The organism is Pseudomonas sp. KBN12P06040 (assembly GCF_037574965.1).
Classification (GTDB): domain Bacteria; phylum Pseudomonadota; class Gammaproteobacteria; order Pseudomonadales; family Pseudomonadaceae; genus Pseudomonas; species Pseudomonas aeruginosa.
Window position 1 is genome coordinate 785,718 of sequence record NZ_JBBELS010000001.1, and the last position, 17,598, is coordinate 803,315.

At 65.0% G+C, this 17,598-nt stretch carries 18 protein-coding genes; 13 read left to right on the forward strand and 5 right to left on the reverse strand.

Translation table 11 applies throughout. The features are described 5' to 3' along the window. The 10 genes from rplO (at nucleotide 1) to bfr (ending at nucleotide 7,223) form a co-directional block, all read left to right on the forward strand. On the forward strand, nucleotides 1–435 hold the full coding sequence (gene rplO / locus VQ067_RS03770; RefSeq protein ID WP_033991348.1) for a 50S ribosomal protein L15: 435 nt from the start codon (nucleotides 1–3) through the stop codon (nucleotides 433–435). Beyond that, nucleotides 436–1,764: a preprotein translocase subunit SecY gene (secY, locus tag VQ067_RS03775; RefSeq protein WP_003093694.1), complete on the forward strand. Its 1,329-nt coding sequence runs from the start codon at nucleotides 436–438 to the stop codon at nucleotides 1,762–1,764. A 28-nt stretch (nucleotides 1,765–1,792) separates the two neighbouring features. Then, nucleotides 1,793–1,909 (forward strand): 50S ribosomal protein L36, encoded by a 117-nt coding sequence (gene rpmJ / locus VQ067_RS03780; protein ID WP_003093693.1) that lies wholly within the window; start codon nucleotides 1,793–1,795, stop codon nucleotides 1,907–1,909. A gap of 130 nt (nucleotides 1,910–2,039) precedes the next feature. Beyond that, entirely contained in the window at nucleotides 2,040–2,396 is a 357-nt protein-coding gene (gene rpsM, locus VQ067_RS03785) for a 30S ribosomal protein S13 (protein WP_003093692.1), read from the forward strand. A gap of 18 nt (nucleotides 2,397–2,414) precedes the next feature. After that, nucleotides 2,415–2,804 (forward strand): 30S ribosomal protein S11, encoded by a 390-nt coding sequence (rpsK, locus tag VQ067_RS03790; protein ID WP_003093689.1) that lies wholly within the window; start codon nucleotides 2,415–2,417, stop codon nucleotides 2,802–2,804. Nucleotides 2,805–2,820: 16 nt separating this feature from the next. Further along, nucleotides 2,821–3,441 (forward strand): 30S ribosomal protein S4, encoded by a 621-nt coding sequence (gene rpsD / locus VQ067_RS03795; RefSeq protein ID WP_003093678.1) that lies wholly within the window; start codon nucleotides 2,821–2,823, stop codon nucleotides 3,439–3,441. Between the two features lie 22 nt (nucleotides 3,442–3,463). Then, the gene (locus VQ067_RS03800) at nucleotides 3,464–4,465 is read left to right on the forward strand and encodes a DNA-directed RNA polymerase subunit alpha (RefSeq protein ID WP_003093675.1); all 1,002 of its coding nucleotides are present in this window, start codon (nucleotides 3,464–3,466) and stop codon (nucleotides 4,463–4,465) included. A gap of 43 nt (nucleotides 4,466–4,508) precedes the next feature. Further along, nucleotides 4,509–4,898, forward strand: a complete 390-nt coding sequence (gene rplQ / locus VQ067_RS03805; protein ID WP_003093672.1) for a 50S ribosomal protein L17 — start codon at nucleotides 4,509–4,511, stop codon at nucleotides 4,896–4,898. 281 nt (nucleotides 4,899–5,179) lie between these two features. Beyond that, the gene (gene katA, locus VQ067_RS03810; RefSeq protein WP_003103909.1) at nucleotides 5,180–6,628 is read left to right on the forward strand and encodes a catalase KatA; all 1,449 of its coding nucleotides are present in this window, start codon (nucleotides 5,180–5,182) and stop codon (nucleotides 6,626–6,628) included. Between the two features lie 130 nt (nucleotides 6,629–6,758). Next, entirely contained in the window at nucleotides 6,759–7,223 is a 465-nt protein-coding gene (bfr, locus tag VQ067_RS03815; RefSeq protein WP_003093668.1) for a bacterioferritin, read from the forward strand. A 71-nt stretch (nucleotides 7,224–7,294) separates the two neighbouring features. Here bfr and uvrA read toward each other — a convergent pair whose 3' ends face one another. After that, the gene (gene uvrA / locus VQ067_RS03820; protein WP_003093663.1) at nucleotides 7,295–10,132 is read right to left on the reverse strand and encodes an excinuclease ABC subunit UvrA; all 2,838 of its coding nucleotides are present in this window, start codon (nucleotides 10,130–10,132) and stop codon (nucleotides 7,295–7,297) included. Between the two features lie 213 nt (nucleotides 10,133–10,345). Between uvrA and VQ067_RS03825 the strand changes: the two genes are divergently transcribed. Together VQ067_RS03825 and ssb are read left to right on the forward strand one after the other, a co-directional pair. Further along, nucleotides 10,346–11,734, forward strand: a complete 1,389-nt coding sequence (locus VQ067_RS03825; protein ID WP_003103910.1) for an MFS transporter — start codon at nucleotides 10,346–10,348, stop codon at nucleotides 11,732–11,734. A 16-nt stretch (nucleotides 11,735–11,750) separates the two neighbouring features. Then, the gene (ssb, locus tag VQ067_RS03830; RefSeq protein WP_003114685.1) at nucleotides 11,751–12,248 is read left to right on the forward strand and encodes a single-stranded DNA-binding protein; all 498 of its coding nucleotides are present in this window, start codon (nucleotides 11,751–11,753) and stop codon (nucleotides 12,246–12,248) included. An 88-nt stretch (nucleotides 12,249–12,336) separates the two neighbouring features. Here ssb and pchA read toward each other — a convergent pair whose 3' ends face one another. The 4 genes from pchA to pchD are packed head-to-tail and all read right to left on the reverse strand — an operon-like array spanning nucleotide 12,337 to nucleotide 16,464. After that, nucleotides 12,337–13,767 (reverse strand): isochorismate synthase PchA, encoded by a 1,431-nt coding sequence (pchA, locus tag VQ067_RS03835; RefSeq protein ID WP_033991349.1) that lies wholly within the window; start codon nucleotides 13,765–13,767, stop codon nucleotides 12,337–12,339. Then, nucleotides 13,764–14,069 (reverse strand): isochorismate lyase PchB, encoded by a 306-nt coding sequence (pchB, locus tag VQ067_RS03840; protein ID WP_003106950.1) that lies wholly within the window; start codon nucleotides 14,067–14,069, stop codon nucleotides 13,764–13,766. Before pchB ends, pchA begins: the two co-directional genes overlap by 4 nt. Continuing rightward, nucleotides 14,069–14,824 carry a pyochelin biosynthesis editing thioesterase PchC gene (gene pchC, locus VQ067_RS03845; RefSeq protein WP_003114687.1) on the reverse strand — a complete coding sequence of 252 codons (756 nt, stop codon included), beginning with the start codon at nucleotides 14,822–14,824 and terminating at the stop codon, nucleotides 14,069–14,071. Before pchC ends, pchB begins: the two co-directional genes overlap by 1 nt. Beyond that, nucleotides 14,821–16,464, reverse strand: coding sequence for a pyochelin biosynthesis salicyl-AMP ligase PchD (pchD, locus tag VQ067_RS03850; RefSeq protein ID WP_033991350.1), 1,644 nt, complete (start codon nucleotides 16,462–16,464; stop codon nucleotides 14,821–14,823). Before pchD ends, pchC begins: the two co-directional genes overlap by 4 nt. A gap of 229 nt (nucleotides 16,465–16,693) precedes the next feature. On the opposite strand from pchD, the gene pchR reads away from it, so the two are divergent. Further along, nucleotides 16,694–17,584, forward strand: coding sequence for a pyochelin biosynthesis transcriptional regulator PchR (gene pchR, locus VQ067_RS03855; RefSeq protein WP_003110567.1), 891 nt, complete (start codon nucleotides 16,694–16,696; stop codon nucleotides 17,582–17,584). Nucleotides 17,585–17,598: the final 14 nt, after the last annotated feature.

Sequence of the window (17,598 nt, forward strand, 5' to 3'; positions counted from 1 at the left end):
ATGCAACTGAACGATCTGCGTTCCGCGCCGGGTGCCCGTCGCGAAAAGCACCGTCCGGGCCGTGGCATCGGTAGCGGTCTGGGCAAGACCGGTGGCCGTGGTCACAAAGGTCTGACCTCCCGCTCCGGTGGCAAGGTCGCTCCGGGCTTCGAGGGTGGTCAACAGCCTCTGCACCGTCGCCTGCCGAAGTTCGGCTTCGTTTCCCTGAAGGCCATGGATCGTGCTGAAGTGCGCACCTCCGAACTGGCCAAGGTCGAAGGCGACGTCGTCAGCCTGCAGACCCTGAAGGATGCCAACCTGATCAACCAGCACGTACAGCGCGTCAAAATCATGCTGTCCGGCGAAGTTGGTCGTGCGGTCACCCTGAAAGGTATCGCCGCCACCAAGGGTGCGCGTGCGGCTATCGAAGCAGCTGGCGGTAAATTCGAGGACTAAATGGCTAAGCAAGGTGCTCTCTCTGCGCTAAGCAACGGCGGTCTGTCCGAGCTCTGGGCACGTCTGCGTTTCCTGTTCCTGGCGATCATCGTCTATCGGATCGGCGCGCACATCCCAGTTCCGGGCATCAACCCCGATCGCTTGGCGGCACTGTTCCGGCAGAACGAGGGGACCATTCTTAGCCTCTTCAACATGTTTTCCGGCGGCGCGCTGGAGCGCATGAGTATCTTTGCACTGGGGATCATGCCGTACATCTCGGCATCGATCATCATGCAGCTCATGACCGCTATCAGCCCGCAGCTGGAGCAGTTGAAGAAAGAGGGTGAGTCTGGGCGTCGCAAGATCAGCCAGTACACCCGCTACGGTACTGTAGTCCTGGCACTGGTCCAGGCCATCGGCATGTCCGTTGGCCTGGGCAGCCAGGGCGTAGCCTTCTCCAACGACTTCGGCTTCTACTTCGTGGCTGTCACCACCTTCGTGGCTGGTGCCATGTTCATGATGTGGCTGGGCGAGCAGATCACCGAGCGCGGTGTCGGCAACGGCATCTCGATGTTGATCTTCGCTGGTATCGTTGCAGGCCTGCCGCGCGCCATCGGTCAGTCTTTCGAGTCTGCCCGTCAAGGTGACATCAACATCTTCGCCCTGATCGGCGTCGGCCTGCTGGCCGTGGCGATCATCGCGTTCGTGGTGTTCATCGAGCGTGGCCAGCGTCGCATCGCGGTGCATTACGCCAAGCGCCAGCAAGGCCGCAAGGTGTTTGCAGCGCAGACCAGCCATCTGCCGTTGAAGGTGAACATGGCGGGTGTGATTCCCGCGATTTTCGCCAGCAGTATCCTGCTGTTCCCGGCGTCCCTGGGCTCCTGGTTCGGTCAGTCGGAAGGCTTGGGTTGGTTGCAGGACGTCGCGCAAGCGATCGCTCCGGGGCAGCCGCTGAACATCTTGCTGTTCACTGCAGGGATCGTTTTCTTCTGCTTCTTCTATACAGCGCTGATGTTCAACCCGAAGGACGTGGCGGAGAACCTCAAGAAGTCCGGTGCATTTATTCCGGGCATCCGTCCGGGCGAACAGTCCGCTCGCTACATCGATGGCGTGCTGACCCGTTTGACCATGTTCGGTGCTCTGTACATGACGGCTGTCTGCCTGCTGCCCCAGTTCCTGGTGGTTGCGGCGCACGTGCCGTTCTATCTTGGCGGGACCTCGCTGTTGATCGTGGTCGTGGTTGTCATGGACTTTATGGCCCAGGTGCAATCTCACCTCGTTTCTCACCAGTATGAATCCCTGATGAAGAAAGCCAACCTGAAGGGCTACGGCAGCGGCATGCTGCGCTGATAGACCCGTAAGGTTCGAGGAGTTGGTGATGAAAGTTCGTGCATCGGTCAAGAAGCTGTGCCGTAACTGCAAAATCATCCGTCGCGATGGCATCGTGCGGGTGATCTGCAGCGCGGAACCGCGTCACAAGCAGCGCCAAGGCTGATTGTGATCCACGCGTGATAACCCGGCAGCTAGTGTGCTGCCGGGTTGATTATTTGCTATTACAGCGCTAATATCCGCGCCCTTTCTTGGCTTCCTGGGCGCAGGGTAGCTGTCAATTGGAGTTTTTCTGAATGGCCCGTATTGCAGGCGTCAACATTCCGGATAACAAGCACACTGTTATCTCGCTGACCTACATCTATGGTGTTGGTCGCACTACTGCTCAGAGCATCTGCGCAGCCACCGGCGTAAACCCGGCTGCCAAGATCAAGGACCTGAGCGACGAGCAGATCGATCAGCTGCGTAACGAAGTCGCGAAGATCACCACCGAAGGTGACCTGCGTCGCGAAATCAACATGAACATCAAGCGTCTGATGGACCTCGGTTGCTACCGCGGTCTGCGTCATCGTCGCGGTCTGCCGGTTCGCGGTCAGCGTACCAAGACCAACGCGCGTACCCGCAAGGGCCCGCGTAAGCCGATCCGCAAGTAATCGCGTAGGAATCTAGTCATGGCAAAACCTGCTGCTCGTCCCCGTAAGAAAGTCAAAAAGACAGTGGTCGATGGGATCGCCCACATCCACGCGTCTTTCAACAACACCATCGTGACCATCACCGACCGTCAGGGCAACGCACTGTCCTGGGCGACCTCCGGTGGTTCCGGTTTCCGCGGCTCGCGTAAGAGCACCCCGTTCGCTGCCCAGGTAGCGGCCGAGCGTGCCGGCCAGGCTGCCCTGGAATACGGTCTGAAGAACCTCGACGTCAACGTCAAGGGCCCGGGCCCGGGCCGCGAGTCCGCCGTTCGCGCTCTGAATGCTTGCGGCTACAAGATCGCCAGCATCACCGACGTAACCCCGATCCCGCATAACGGCTGCCGTCCGCCGAAAAAGCGTCGCGTGTAATAGGAGACAGTGAGAAATGGCTCGTTACATTGGTCCCAAGTGCAAACTGTCTCGCCGTGAAGGCACCGACCTGTTCCTGAAGAGCGGCGCCCGCGCCCTCGACTCGAAGTGCAAGGCTGAAAACGTTCCTGGCCAGCATGGCCAGCGTCGTGGCCGTCTGTCCGACTACGGTCTGCAGCTGCGTGAAAAGCAGAAAGTACGTCGCATCTACGGCGTGCTGGAGCGTCAGTTCCGCGGTTACTACCAGGAAGCTTCCCGTCGCAAGGGTTCTACCGGTGAGAACCTGCTGCAACTGCTCGAGTGCCGCCTGGATAACGTCGTATACCGCATGGGCTTCGGTTCCACTCGTTCGGAATCCCGCCAGCTGGTATCCCACAAGGCCATCACCGTCAACGGTCAGACCGTCAACATCCCTTCCTACCAAGTGAAGGCCGGTGACGTCGTAGCTGTTCGCGAAAAATCGAAGAACCAGCTGCGTATCGCTCAGGCTCTGGAACTCTGTGGCCAGCGCGGTCGCGTCGAGTGGGTCGAAGTCGACCTCGACAAGAAGGCTGGTACCTTCAAGAGTGCTCCGGCTCGCAGCGACCTGTCCGCTGATATCAACGAAAACCTGATTGTCGAGCTCTACTCCAAGTAAGGGCTAGAAAATAGGTGCATCCATGCAGAGTTCGGTAAATGAGTTCCTGACCCCCCGCCACATCGATGTGCAGGTGGTCAGTCAAACCCGCGCCAAGATCACGCTCGAGCCTCTCGAGCGTGGTTTTGGTCACACCCTGGGCAACGCGCTGCGTCGCATCCTGTTGTCCTCCATGCCTGGCTGCGCAGTGGTCGAGGCCGAGATCGACGGCGTACTCCACGAGTACTCGGCGATCGAAGGTGTGCAGGAAGATGTAATCGAGATCCTGCTGAACCTGAAAGGTCTGGCCATCAAGCTGCACGGTCGTGATGAAGTGACGCTGACCCTGGCTAAGAAGGGCTCGGGTGTTGTGACTGCTGCCGATATTCAGCTGGATCACGATGTTGAGATCATCAACGGTGACCACGTTATCGCCAACCTGGCAGACAACGGCGCGCTGAACATGAAGCTGAAGGTAGCTCGTGGCCGTGGCTACGAGCCTGCCGACGCACGTCAGAGCGATGAAGACGAAAGCCGCAGCATCGGCCGTCTGCAGCTCGACGCATCGTTCAGCCCGGTCCGTCGTGTCTCCTACGTGGTGGAAAACGCCCGTGTCGAGCAGCGCACCAACCTGGACAAACTGGTCCTGGACCTGGAAACCAACGGCACCCTGGATCCCGAAGAGGCTATCCGTCGCGCCGCTACCATCCTGCAACAGCAGCTGGCAGCGTTCGTGGACCTCAAGGGCGACAGCGAACCCGTCGTTGAAGAGCAGGAAGACGAGATCGATCCGATCCTCCTGCGCCCGGTCGATGACCTGGAACTGACCGTACGTTCGGCCAACTGCCTGAAGGCGGAAAACATCTACTACATCGGTGACCTGATCCAGCGCACCGAAGTGGAGCTGTTGAAAACGCCGAACCTGGGCAAGAAGTCCCTGACCGAAATCAAGGACGTTCTGGCTTCCCGTGGTCTGTCCCTCGGTATGCGCCTCGATAACTGGCCGCCGGCAAGTCTTAAGAAAGACGACAAGGCCACTGCCTGATCGTCGTAACTACCGAACGTAAAGTTTGGAAAGGAATTGAACCATGCGCCATCGTAAAAGTGGTCGTCACCTGAGCCGCACCAGCGCGCACCGCAAGGCTATGTTCCAGAACATGGCGGTGTCGCTGTTCGAACACGAACTGATCAAAACCACCCTGCCCAAGGCCAAGGAACTGCGTCGCGTTGCCGAGCCGCTGATCACCCTGGCCAAGGAAGACAGCGTCGCCAACCGTCGCCTGGCTTTCGACCGTACCCGTTCGAAAGCTGCCGTTGGCAAGCTGTTCAACGACCTGGGCAAGCGCTACGCCAACCGTCCGGGCGGCTACCTGCGCATCCTGAAGTGCGGTTTCCGCGCTGGCGACAACGCCCCCATGGCGTACGTCGAGCTGGTTGATCGTCCTGTCGGCGGTGAAGTCGTAGAAGCTGCCGAATAAGGCATCTGCTGCACAAGGAACCGGGCCTAGGCCCGGTTTTTTTATTACCAGCCTTAAAGTTTTTATCTATCGGCTCGCTGTCTTTAATAAATTGGATTGCGGGAGGGCTGTCATTCATCCTTAACCTGCTTTTACGAAAAGCTACGTTCGGATAAGCGAGATCAATGCAAAGGGCGCTTGGTTCAGCCGACAGGTTGTCCTCCGCCAATCCCTGGTCCACGCTGATGATTTCCGTGTAGCCGCTTCGCTTCATAGCACGTTAGCCGTTGAGGAGAGAGTAAATGGAAGAGAAGACCCGCCTGACCACTGCCGCTGGCGCACCGGTGGTCGATAACCAGAACGTGCAGACCGCCGGTCCGCGTGGCCCGATGTTGCTGCAGGACGTGTGGTTCCTCGAGAAGCTCGCCCACTTCGATCGCGAAGTGATCCCCGAGCGACGCATGCATGCGAAAGGCTCCGCGGCCTATGGCACCTTCACCGTCACCCATGACATCACCCCCTACACCCGGGCGAAGATCTTCTCCCAGGTCGGCAAGAAGACCGATATGTTCCTGCGCTTCTCCACCGTCGCCGGTGAGCGCGGCGCGGCGGATGCCGAGCGCGACATCCGCGGCTTCTCCATGCGTTTCTACACCGAGCAGGGCAACTGGGACCTGGTCGGCAACAACACCCCGGTGTTCTACCTGCGTGACCCGCTCAAGTTCCCCGATCTCAACCACGTGGTAAAGCGTGACCCGCGCACCAACCTGCGCAATGCGACCTTCAAGTGGGACTTTTTCTCTCACCTCCCCGAGTCGCTGCATCAGTTGACCATCGACTTCAGCGACCGCGGCCTGCCGAAGAGCTATCGGCACATCCATGGTTTCGGCAGTCATACCTTCAGCTTCATCAATGCGAACAACGAGCGCTTCTGGGTCAAGTTCCACTTCAAGACCCAACAGGGCATCGAGAACCTGACCAACGCCGAGGCCGCCGAAGTGATCGCCCAGGACCGCGAGAGTTCGCAGCGCGACTTGTACGAGAGCATCGAGAAAGGCGATTTCCCGCGCTGGAAGATGTACGTGCAGATCATGCCCGAGAAGGAAGCGGCCACCTATCGCTACAACCCGTTCGACCTGACCAAGGTCTGGCCCCACGGTGACTACCCGTTGATCGAAGTGGGCTTCTTCGAGCTGAACCGTAACCCGGACAACTACTTCGCCGAGGTCGAGCAGGCCGCTTTCACACCGGCCAACGTGGTGCCCGGTATCGGTTTCTCGCCGGACAAGATGCTCCAGGGCCGTCTGTTCTCCTACGGCGACGCCCATCGCTATCGCCTGGGCGTCAACCACCACCAGATTCCGGTGAACGCCGCGCGTTGCCCGCACCAGGTCTACCACCGCGACGGCGGCATGCGGGTGGACGGCAACAACGCCCATCAGCGCGTCACCTACGAGCCGAACAGCTTCAACCAGTGGCAGGAGCAGCCTGACTTCTCCGAGCCGCCGTTGAGCCTGGAGGGTGCGGCGGACCACTGGAACCACCGGGTGGACGACGACTACTACAGCCAGCCGGCCGCGCTGTTCCATCTGTTCACCGACGAGCAGAAGCAGCGGCTGTTCGCCAACATCGCCGAAGACATCCGCGATGTACCGGAGCAGATCCAGCGTCGCCAGATCGGCCTGTTCCTCAAGGTCGATCCGGCCTACGGCAAAGGCGTCGCCGACGCCCTCGGCCTGAAGCTGGACTGATGGCCTGATGAGGCCCCCGGCCCCCTTCCTAGGAAGGGGGCTTTTTTATCTGCATTGGCTTGACCCGGATCAGGCGGAGCCGGGAGCATATGCGGCTAGATTCCTAGTTTTCTCCAGGGAGAGCCCCCCGATGCAAGGCCATCCGGAAGTCATCGATTACCTCAACACGCTGCTGACCGGCGAGCTGGCCGCGCGCGACCAGTACTTCATCCACTCGCGCATGTACGAGGACTGGGGCTTCAGCAAGCTCTACGAGCGCCTCAACCACGAGATGGAGGAGGAGACCCAGCACGCCGACGCCCTGCTGCGCCGTATCCTCCTGCTCGAAGGTACGCCGCGCATGCGTCCCGACGATATCCACCCGGGCACCACGGTGCCGGAGATGCTCGAGGCCGACCTCAAGCTCGAGCGCCATGTCCGCGCCGCGCTGGCCAAGGGCATCGCCCTCTGCGAGCAGCACAAGGACTTCGTCAGCCGCGACATCCTCAAGGCCCAGTTGGCCGACACCGAGGAAGACCACGCCTACTGGTTGGAGCAACAGCTTGGCCTGATCGCGAGGATGGGCCTGGAGAACTACCTGCAGTCGCAGATCTGACCCTACCCCGCGGATACGAAAAAGCCCCTGCGCCTCACGGCCGCAGGGGCTTTTTCATGAGCGCCCGGCAATCAGGCGCGATCGCGTTCCAGCAGCGGCTTGAGGAAGTGGCCGGTGTGCGACTGGGGCATCTCGGCCACCTGCTCCGGCGTGCCGTTGGCGATGATCTGACCACCCTTGGAGCCGCCCTCGGGACCGAGGTCGACCAGCCAGTCGGCGGTCTTGATCACGTCCAGGTTGTGCTCGATCACCACCACGGTGTTGCCGTGGTCGCGCAGGCGGTGGAGCACGTCGAGCAGTTGCTGGATGTCGGCGAAGTGCAGGCCGGTGGTCGGTTCGTCGAGGATGTACAGGGTCTTGCCGGTGTCGCGCTTGGACAGCTCGCGGGACAGCTTGACCCGCTGTGCCTCGCCGCCCGAGAGGGTGGTCGCGCTCTGGCCCAGCTTGATGTAGGACAGGCCGACGTCCATCAGTGTCTGCAGCTTGCGCGCCAGGGCGGGGACGGCGTCGAAGAACTCGCGGGCTTCCTCGATGGTCATCTCCAGCACCTCGTGGATGCTCTTGCCCTTGTAGCGGATCTCCAGGGTCTCGCGGTTGTAGCGCTTGCCCTTGCAGACGTCGCAGGGAACGTAGATGTCCGGCAGGAAGTGCATCTCCACCTTGATCACGCCGTCGCCCTGGCAGGCCTCGCAACGGCCGCCCTTGACGTTGAACGAGAAGCGGCCGGGACCGTAGCCGCGCGAGCGGGCCTCCGGCACGCCGGAGAACAGTTCGCGGATCGGCGTGAACAGGCCGGTATAGGTCGCCGGGTTGGAGCGCGGGGTACGACCGATCGGGCTCTGGTCGATGTCGACCACCTTGTCCAGGTGCTGCAGGCCGTCGAACGAGTCGTACGGCGCCACTTCCAGGGTAGTCGCGCCGTTCAGCGCGGTGGCGGTGATCGGGAACAGGGTGTTGTTGATCAGCGTCGACTTGCCGGAGCCCGAGACCCCGGTGATGCAGGTGAACAGGCCGACCGGGATTTCCAGGTTGACGTTCTGCAGGTTGTTGCCGCGGGCGCCTTTCAGCTTCAGCAGCTTCTTCTTGTCGCGCGGGGTGCGCTTGGCCGGAACCGCGATTTTCTTGCGCCCGGAAAGGTACTTGCCGGTCAGCGAGTCGGGGTGGTTCATCACCTGGTCGGGCGTACCTTCCGCCACTACCTGGCCGCCGTGCACGCCGGCCCCCGGACCGATGTCGACGACGTAGTCGGCGAGTCGGATCGCGTCCTCGTCGTGCTCGACCACGATCACCGTGTTGCCGAGGTTGCGCAGGTGGGTGAGGGTGCCGAGCAGGCGTTCGTTGTCGCGTTGGTGCAGGCCGATCGAGGGTTCATCGAGGATGTACATCACTCCCACCAGGCCGGCGCCGATCTGGCTGGCCAGGCGGATGCGCTGGGCTTCGCCGCCGGACAGGGTGTCGGCGCTGCGGTCGAGGGTCAGGTAGTCGAGGCCGACGTTGACCAGGAATTGCAGGCGGTCGCGGATTTCCTTGAGGATCTTCGCCGCGATCTCGCCACGGCGGCCGGTCAGGCTGAGTCCGGCGGCATACTCGCAGGCTTCGCCGACCGGCATCGCGGTGATCGCCGGCAGCGTCCGGTCGCCGACCCACACATGCCGCGCCTCGCGGCGCAGGCGGGTACCGTGGCAATCCGGGCAGGGCTGGGTGCTGAGGAACTTGGCCAGCTCCTCGCGGACCGTGGCCGACTCGGTCTCGCGGTAGCGCCGCTCAAGGTTCGGCAGGATGCCCTCGAAGGGGTGCGAACGCTTGACGATGTCGCCGCGGTCGTTGAGATAGCGGAAGTCGACGTTTTCCCGGCCGGAGCCGTAGAGCACCACCTTCTGGTGTTCGGCGCCGAGTTCGTCGAAGGGTTCTTCCAGGCTGAAGCCGTAATGCTGGGCCAGCGAACCGAGCATCTGGAAGTAATAGACGTTGCGCCGGTCCCAGCCGCGGATCGCGCCCTCGGCCAGGGTCAACTCGCCGTTGACCACCCGGCGCGCGTCGAAGAATTGCTTCACGCCGAGGCCGTCGCAGGTCGGACAAGCGCCGGCCGGGTTGTTGAAGGAGAACAGCTTGGGTTCCAGCTCGCTGATCGAGTGGCCGCAGACCGGGCAGGCGAAGCGCGCCGAGAAGATGATCTCCTCGACATCCTCGTCCTCGTCCATCGGTGCTACCAGGGCGATACCGTCGGCCAGGGACAGGGCGGTCTCGAACGACTCGGCCAGGCGTTGCTGGAGGTCCGCGCGAACCTTGAAGCGGTCCACCACCACATCGATGCTGTGCTTCTTCTGCTTATCCAGCTTCGGCACTTCGTCGAGTTCGTAGAGCTTGCCGTCGACCCGGGCGCGGACGAAACCCTGCGCGCGCATCTCGTCGAACACCGCCAGGTGCTCGCCCTTGCGCTCGCGGATCACCGGCGCCAGCAGCATCAGCTTGCTGCCTTCCGGCAGGGCCAGGACCTGGTCGACCATCTGGCTGACGGTCTGCGCCTCCAGCGGGATGTCGTGGTCCGGGCAGCGCGGGGTACCGACGCGGGCATAAAGCAGGCGCAGGTAGTCGTAGATCTCGGTGATCGTACCCACGGTGGAGCGTGGGTTGTGGGAAGTGGACTTCTGTTCGATGGAAATCGCCGGCGACAGCCCTTCGATGGTGTCCACGTCCGGCTTCTCCATCATCGACAGGAACTGCCGGGCGTAGGCCGAGAGGGATTCCACGTAGCGCCGCTGGCCTTCCGCATAGAGCGTGTCGAAAGCCAGGGAAGACTTGCCGGAACCGGAAAGACCGGTGATCACGATCAGTTTGTCGCGTGGCAGTGTGAGGTCGACGTTCTTCAGGTTGTGGGTACGCGCCCCACGAATCAGGATCTTATCCACAGCGGCCTCGCATGGCGGGCGAAAACCGCTGATTATACGGCTGGCCGCTAGCGCGCGGCAAAGTGGCGCGCCTGTGCCGCGAGGGGGCGGACTGGTAGAATGCGCGGCATTTTTCCGGCGCGGGCATTGCCCCGGCCGCCCAGGAGCGGGCGGCGGCGCCATTGGCAGGGGCATGAGGCCTTGCCCTGCAGCGGTTTCTTCCATGAGGGTGTTATGCACGACTCACATACTGAGCGGATGAGCGGTACCGAAACGCGAGCGGCCGTCGGGCTGTCACTGGTATTCGCCTTCCGCATGCTCGGCATGTTCATGGTCCTGCCGGTGCTGGCCACCTACGGCCAGGACCTGGCCGGCGCGACCCCGGCGCTGATCGGCCTGGCCATCGGCGCCTATGGCCTGACCCAGGCGATCCTGCAGATTCCCTTCGGGACCATTTCCGACCGCATCGGCCGGCGCCCGGTGATCGTCGTCGGGCTGCTGATCTTCGCCGCCGGCGCGGCCCTCGCGGCCAATGCCGACTCCATCTGGGGGGTGATCGCCGGCCGCGTCCTGCAGGGCGCCGGGGCGATCTCGGCGGCGGTGATGGCGCTGCTCTCCGACCTCACCCGCGAGCAGCACCGGACCAAGGCGATGGCGATGATCGGCATGAGCATCGGCGTCTCCTTCGCCGTGGCCATGGTGCTCGGCCCGGTGCTGACCCATCTGTTCGGCCTGCATGGGCTGTTCTGGTTCACCGCCGGGATGGCGCTGGTCGGCTTGCTGCTGATCCTGTTCTTCGTCCCACAGCCGGACCACATGACCCAGCACCGCGAATCCAGCGTGGCGCGCCAGGCCCTGCTGCCGACCCTGAAGCACGGCGACCTGCTGCGCCTGGACGCCGGCATCCTGATCCTCCACGCCATCCTCATGGCCAGCTTCGTCGCCTTGCCGCTGGCGCTGGTGCACGAGGGTGGCCTGCCCAAGGAGCAGCACTGGTGGGTCTACCTGACCGCGCTGCTGGTCGGTTTCTTCGGCATGGTGCCGTTCATCATCTACGCCGAGAAGAAGCGTCGCATGAAGCGCGTGCTGACCGGCGCGGTGGCGACCCTGCTGGCCTGCGAACTGTTCTTCCTGGTCTTCGGTCACAGCCTGGCCATGCTGGTGGTCGGCACGGTGGTGTTCTTCACTGCCTTCAACCTGCTCGAAGCCTCGTTGCCGTCGCTGGTCAGCAAGGTCTCGCCGGCCGGCGGCAAGGGCACGGCGATGGGGGTGTATTCCACCAGCCAATTCCTCGGCGCGGCGCTGGGCGGCATCCTCGGCGGCTGGATGTTCCAGCACGGCGGGCTGAGCATGGTGTTCATCGGATGCGCGGTGCTCGCTGCCCTCTGGCTGGCGATTGCTGTTACCATGCGCGAACCGCCTTATGTGACCAGCATTCGCCTGCCGCTCGCGCCCGCCGCGCTGCAGGACGCGGTGCTGGTCCAGCGATTCAGGGCGTTGCCCGGTGTGGCAGACGCCGTGGTGGTGGCCGAGGAGGCCGCCGCCTATGTCAAAGTGGATACCCAACAAGTGGATCGCACCGCCCTCGAGCGCCTGGCCCAGGCCGCGCCGGGCGGATGCTGAACCTTAGGAGAACGTCATGGCCCGTGGGGTTAACAAAGTCATTCTGGTTGGTAACGTCGGTGGTGACCCGGAAACCCGCTACATGCCCAACGGCAATGCGGTGACCAACATCACCCTCGCCACCAGCGAGAGCTGGAAGGACAAGCAGACCGGCCAGCAACAGGAGCGCACCGAATGGCACCGCGTGGTGTTCTTCGGCCGCCTGGCGGAGATCGCCGGCGAGTACCTGCGCAAGGGTTCCCAGGTCTACGTCGAAGGCAGCCTGCGCACCCGCAAGTGGCAGGGCCAGGATGGTCAGGATCGCTACACCACCGAGATCGTGGTCGACATCAACGGCAACATGCAGTTGCTCGGCGGCCGCCCCTCCGGCGACGATTCGCAGCGCGCCCCGCGCGAGCCCATGCAGCGCCCGCAGCAGGCCCCGCAGCAACAGTCGCGTCCGGCCCCGCAGCAGCAACCGGCGCCGCAACCGGCCCAGGACTACGACAGCTTCGACGACGACATTCCGTTCTAAGCAACGCCCTTGCGGCGTGGCCCGTCCGCGCCACGGGCAGACCTTCGAAGACCCCCTGCCGCCCTCGGGCCGCAGGGGGTCTTCGTTTTCAGGCGACGCCGCGCTGCAAGGGCACTTCGTCCAGGCCGCCTATGGCGGACAGAGCGTCCCGCATGGCACTGAGCTTAAGGCAGGTTTCGCGATACTCGTGGGCCGGTTCCGAATCGCCTACCAGACCGCAGCCGGCGAACAGGTAGCCCCGGCCCGGCGTGAGCAGGGCCGAGCGCAGCGCCACCAGGAAATCGCCGTTGCCTTCGCCGTCGAGCCAGCCCAGCGGCGCGGCGTACCAGCCACGGTCCATCCCTTCGTGCTGGCGGATGTAGTCCAGCGCCGCGCTGCGTGGGTAGCCGCCCACCGCGGGGGTCGGATGCAGCGCCTGCAGCAGCCGCAGGATGCCGCCTGCGTCGGCGAGGCGGGCGCGGATCGGCGTGTTCAGGTGCTGGACTCGCGCCAGTCGTTTCAGGCCGGGCGCATCGGGGATTTCCAGTACCTCGCTGAAGGGTTCCAGGGCCGTACGGATCGCCTCCACCACCAACTGGTGTTCGTGCCTGTCCTTGGCGCTGTCCAGCAGGGCCTGTCCGAGCCGCGCATCTTCCTGGGCATCGCCGCCGCGGGCGATGGTCCCGGCCAGGGCATGGGTGAGTGCCTCGCCGGCGCGAATGCGGACCAGGCGTTCCGGGGAGGCGCCGAGGAAGCAGGCGTTGCCGCGGCGACAGGCGAACAGCTGGGCGTCGGCATGTTGCAGACGCAGGTGTTCGATGACCTGCCACGGCTCGATGTCGCCGAGAGGCCGGGCCTGGGTGCGGGCCAGCACGACCTTGCCGAAGCGTCCCTGGCGGACACTGCTTACCGCGTCGCTCACCTTGGCTTCCCATTGCCTGCGCTCCAGCGCCGAAGCGTCGCCCTGCGCGCCAGCGGTCGGCCCCGAGGGCCGGCGCCTGGCCGGCTGCCTCAGGCGCAGTAGCGCCGAGCAGTGGTAGGCGGCCAGGGCCAGGGCATCTTCGCCGGGCTTGGCCAGGTGTTGGCAGAGTACCCGGTAGCGTTCGCCCTCGCGCAGCACGGTGATGCCGGCGAGCATCAGGCTGGCATCGGCGAAGGCTTGCCAGTGTTCCTCGCGCGGGCCGCGCGGATCGAAGCGGAATCCGCCGCACAGGCGCGGCGCCAGCGGGCCCTCGACCACGGCGTCGGCGCAGAGCAATTGCCAGTTTTCCTCGATCCGGGCGAAGCGCTGTTCGCCGTGGCCTTGCAGCTCCAGGGCGCAGCCCCAGGCGAAAAACGCCAGCTCGGGCTGTTCCCAGTACAGGCAGGGCGTTTGCCGGTCGTCCCAGGCACCGAATACCTGCAGCGGGTCCAATGGGTCGATCTCGAACGACGCCGCCACCAGCACCGGACGATCGAGCGCCTGCGCCTGGCCGATGGCGCGCTGGAAGGTGCCGCGCAAGGCGTGCAGGCACTGGCTCAGGGGGGCCAGCCGGCTCATGCGGCACCCCGTGTCTGGCGCCAGTACTTGATCTGCTCGGCGATGTACCAGTGGATGATCTGCGCGAACAGTCCCTCGACGAAGGGCGCGTCGAGTCCGTTTTCCTCGGCCCAGCGGGCGCGCTCGGGGAGCATCGCGGCGACCCGCTCGGGCGCCGGAATCGCCGCCTCGCTGGCCTTGAAGCGCGACGCCGCCTTGACGTAGTCCATGCGGCGGCCGAGGGCCTGGACGATATCCAGGTCGATCCGGTCGATGGCCTCGCGGATGTCCGCCAGGCCGGTGCAGTCTTCGGGAGTTTTCATCATGCAACCTCTCGGGAAAGGGCGTCGGGATGTGCGAGGCGGCGCAGCAGGTGCTCGATCACCGCGTCGCGCCCCTCGCTCAGGTAGAAGTGCCCGCCAGGAAAGCGCCGCAGCCTGGCGGGAGTCCGGCTGGCGTCGCTCCAGGCCTGCGCCTCGGCCGCGCTGACTTCCTCGTCGTGCTCGCCGAGGAGGACGTCGAGGGCGCAGGCTAGGGCGATGGGCTGCGCCCGTCGGTAGGTCTCGATCGCCTGGTAGTCGGCGCGCAGGATCGGCAGGAACAGCGCGCGCAGGTCGGCGTCCTCGAGTAGCTCGCTGGCGCCACCCTGGCGGCGGACGTCCTCCAGCAGCGCCGCCTCGTCGCCGCGGTGCAATGCGCCGCCGCGTTGCCGGTGCGGTGCCGGATGGGCGGAGACGAACAGGTGGCGCAGCGGCGCGCCGGCGCTTTCCAGGCGCAGGGCGGTTTCGTAGGCCAGCGCCGCGCCGAGACTGTGGCCGAACAGCGCCAGGGGCGCGTCGGCGAAATCGCGCAGGGCGAGGGCGGCGCCGTCGGCGAGGTCTTCCAGGCGGGTAGCCGGCGCCTCGTTGAAGCGGTCCTCGCGGCCCGGGTACTGCAGGGCAAGCAGGTCGATGTCTGGCGGCAGGCGTTCGCTCCAGCTACGGAAGAAGCTGGCGCTGCCGCCTGCATGGGGGAAGCAGGCCAGGCGCAGGCGCGGCATCGGCGTCAGGCGGAACGGCCGGACCCAGGCGGCGCTCATGCGCGGGCCTCCAGCTCGCGGCGCAGGCGCTCGCGCAGGTCCTTCTTGCTGATCTTGCCGATGCCGGTCTGGGGGAAGGCCGGAACCAGCTCGATGCGGTCCGGCACCTTGAACGCGGCCAGCCCGCAGGCGTGCAGGTATTGCTTCAGCTTCAGCGCCGAGGGTGCCGGCTGGCGCGGGATGACGAAGGCACAGGTGCGCTCGCCGAGCAGGCTGTCGGGCATCGCCACGACGGTGGCGTCGTGCACCTGCGGATGGGCGATCAGCAGGTTCTCCACCTCTTCCGCAGCGATCTTCTCGCCGCCGCGGTTGATCTGGTCCTTGTCGCGGCCCTCCACCACCAGGTAGCCGTCCTTGTCGCGGCTGACCCGGTCGCCGGTGCGGTAGAAGCCGTCCGCGCTGAAGGCCTTGGCGTTGTGTTCGGGCAGGCGGTAGTAGCCGCGGATGGTGTAGGGACCGCGCACGGTCAGTTCGCCGACCTCGCCGGGGCCGACCTCGCGGCCCTCGGCGTCGACCACCCGCACTTCGTCGTCCGGCGACAGCGGCCGGCCCTGGGTATGCAATACGCGCTCGGGCGGATCGTCCAGGCGGGTGTAGCAGATCAGCCCCTCGGCCATTCCCAGCACCTGTTGCAACTGGCAGCCGAGCACCGGTTCGACGCGTTGCGCGGCACTGCTGCCGAGCCTGGAACCGCCGACCTGGAGCAGACGCAGGCTGGATAGATCGGCGCGGCGGCTTTCCTGGGCATCCAGCCAGAGCATCGCCAGCGGCGGTACCAGGGCGGTGTGGGTGACCCGTTCACGGGCGATCAGGGCGAAGCAATGCTCGGGATCGGCGCGCTGGCTGACCACCACGCGGCCGCCGGCCAGCAGCGTGCCGATCACTCCGGGGCAGCAGAGGGTGAAGTTGTGCGCCATCGGCAAGCCGGTGAGGTACACCGTGTGCTCGTCGAAGCCGCAGACCTCGGCGCTGGCGCGGACGTTGTAGAGATACTCGCGATGACGCCGGGGAATCAGCTTCGGCGTGCCGGTGGTGCCGCCGGACAACTGGAAGCAGGCGATATCCTCGGCGCGGGCGGCGCAGTCTTCCAGCGCGTCGGCCTGGTACAGCGGTGCCAGCGCTTGCAGCGGCGCCTCGGCCTCGCCGTGGATCAGCGCCATCCGGCAGGCGCCGCTGGCGAGCAGCTCACGGGCCATCGGCCGTGGGTCGAAGCCGTCGATCCGTTCGGCGCCGATGTAGGCCTTGGCCTCGGCGAAGCGGCAGAAACCGCTGATCTCATGCTGGCGATGGGCGGGGAGGGCGAGCACCGGGCGTACGCCGAGCTGGAACAGGGCGAAGCAGGTCTCGACGAAGGCGATGCCGTTGGGCAGGTGCAGCACCACCGTGTCGCCATGTGCGAGGCCGGCCTGGCGCAGTCCGGCTGCCAGGCGGCGGCAGCGCTGGAGCAGGTCGGCATAGCTGAGCCGCTGGTCGTCGTCGCATAGCGCGATCCGCTGCGGATGGCGCGCGGCGCTGGCGGCCAGGGCTTCGGCGAAGCTCCGGTCCTGCCAGTGGCCGGCGTCGAGATAGCGGCGGACGAAGGCGGCGGGCCAGTCGGGGGCGTCGTCGACGGCCGATGGGGTGACGGGCGAGGAAGTCATGCGATCTCCGTGGATGCGGTCGATTGCCATTGCTGGGAAATGAGATTTATTATCATTGGCGGGCGGCAGGGACCGCGCAAGCCCGCGCCTTTCGATTGCGGGGCTTTTTCATTCGCTGCAGGGGCGGAGTGCAGGGCGCTTTGTCCATCTCCGCTAAAAAGTCCCCCTGCCCCCACGTATCCAGGAAGGCGTCGCCGCGTCGGCAGCGCCCGGGCTACAGGAAAACCTGATGACCATCACCATCATTGCTCCGCCACAGGCCGATGCCGCCGCGCCGGCACCGGGCAACCGGCCCGGCATCGCGCACATCGATCCGAACATGAAGCTGGTGACCGGAACCTTCTGTTCGGCCAGCGAGGACTGGTTCGAGGAACCGCTGGAGCGCGGCCTGCGCCTGATCCTCGTGCAGAGCGGCCAGTTGCGCTGCCGGATCCCCGGCCAGCCCGAGCACCTCATCGAGGGGCCGAGCCTGTGCACCATCGCCAACGACGGCGACTTCACCTCGGCGCAGATCTACGGCACCGACAAGCCGTTGCGCTACACCATCGTCCAGCTCGGCGTCGAAGCCCTGGACAGCCGCCTCGGCTGGCTGCCCGAGCAACTGATACGCCGTCCCGGCGGCGATCCGCGGATCATGAGCTGCCCGGCGCCGCGGGCGATGCAGGCGTTGGCCTCGCAGATCGCCACCTGCCAGATGCTCGGTCCGACCCGCGATCTCTACCTCGGCGGCAAGGCCCTGGAGTTGGCCGCGCTCAGCGCCCAGTTCCTTTCCGGCGAGGGGCGCCCCGTCGAGGAGCCGCGCATCACCTGCTCGGAGGTCGAGCGCATCCACGCCGCCCGCGACCTGCTGGTCGGCGCCTTGCAGGAACCACCGTCGCTGGACACGCTGGCCAGCCGCGTGGGCATGAACCCGCGCAAGCTGACCGCCGGCTTCCGCAAGGTGTTCGGCGCCAGCGTATTCGGCTACCTGCAGGAATACCGCCTGCGCGAGGCGCACCGGATGCTCTGCGACGAAGAGGCGAACGTCTCCACGGTGGCCTACCGGGTGGGCTACAGCCCGGCGCATTTCTCCATCGCTTTCCGCAAGCGCTACGGCATCTCCCCCAGCGAGATCCGCTGAGTCTCCGCGACGAC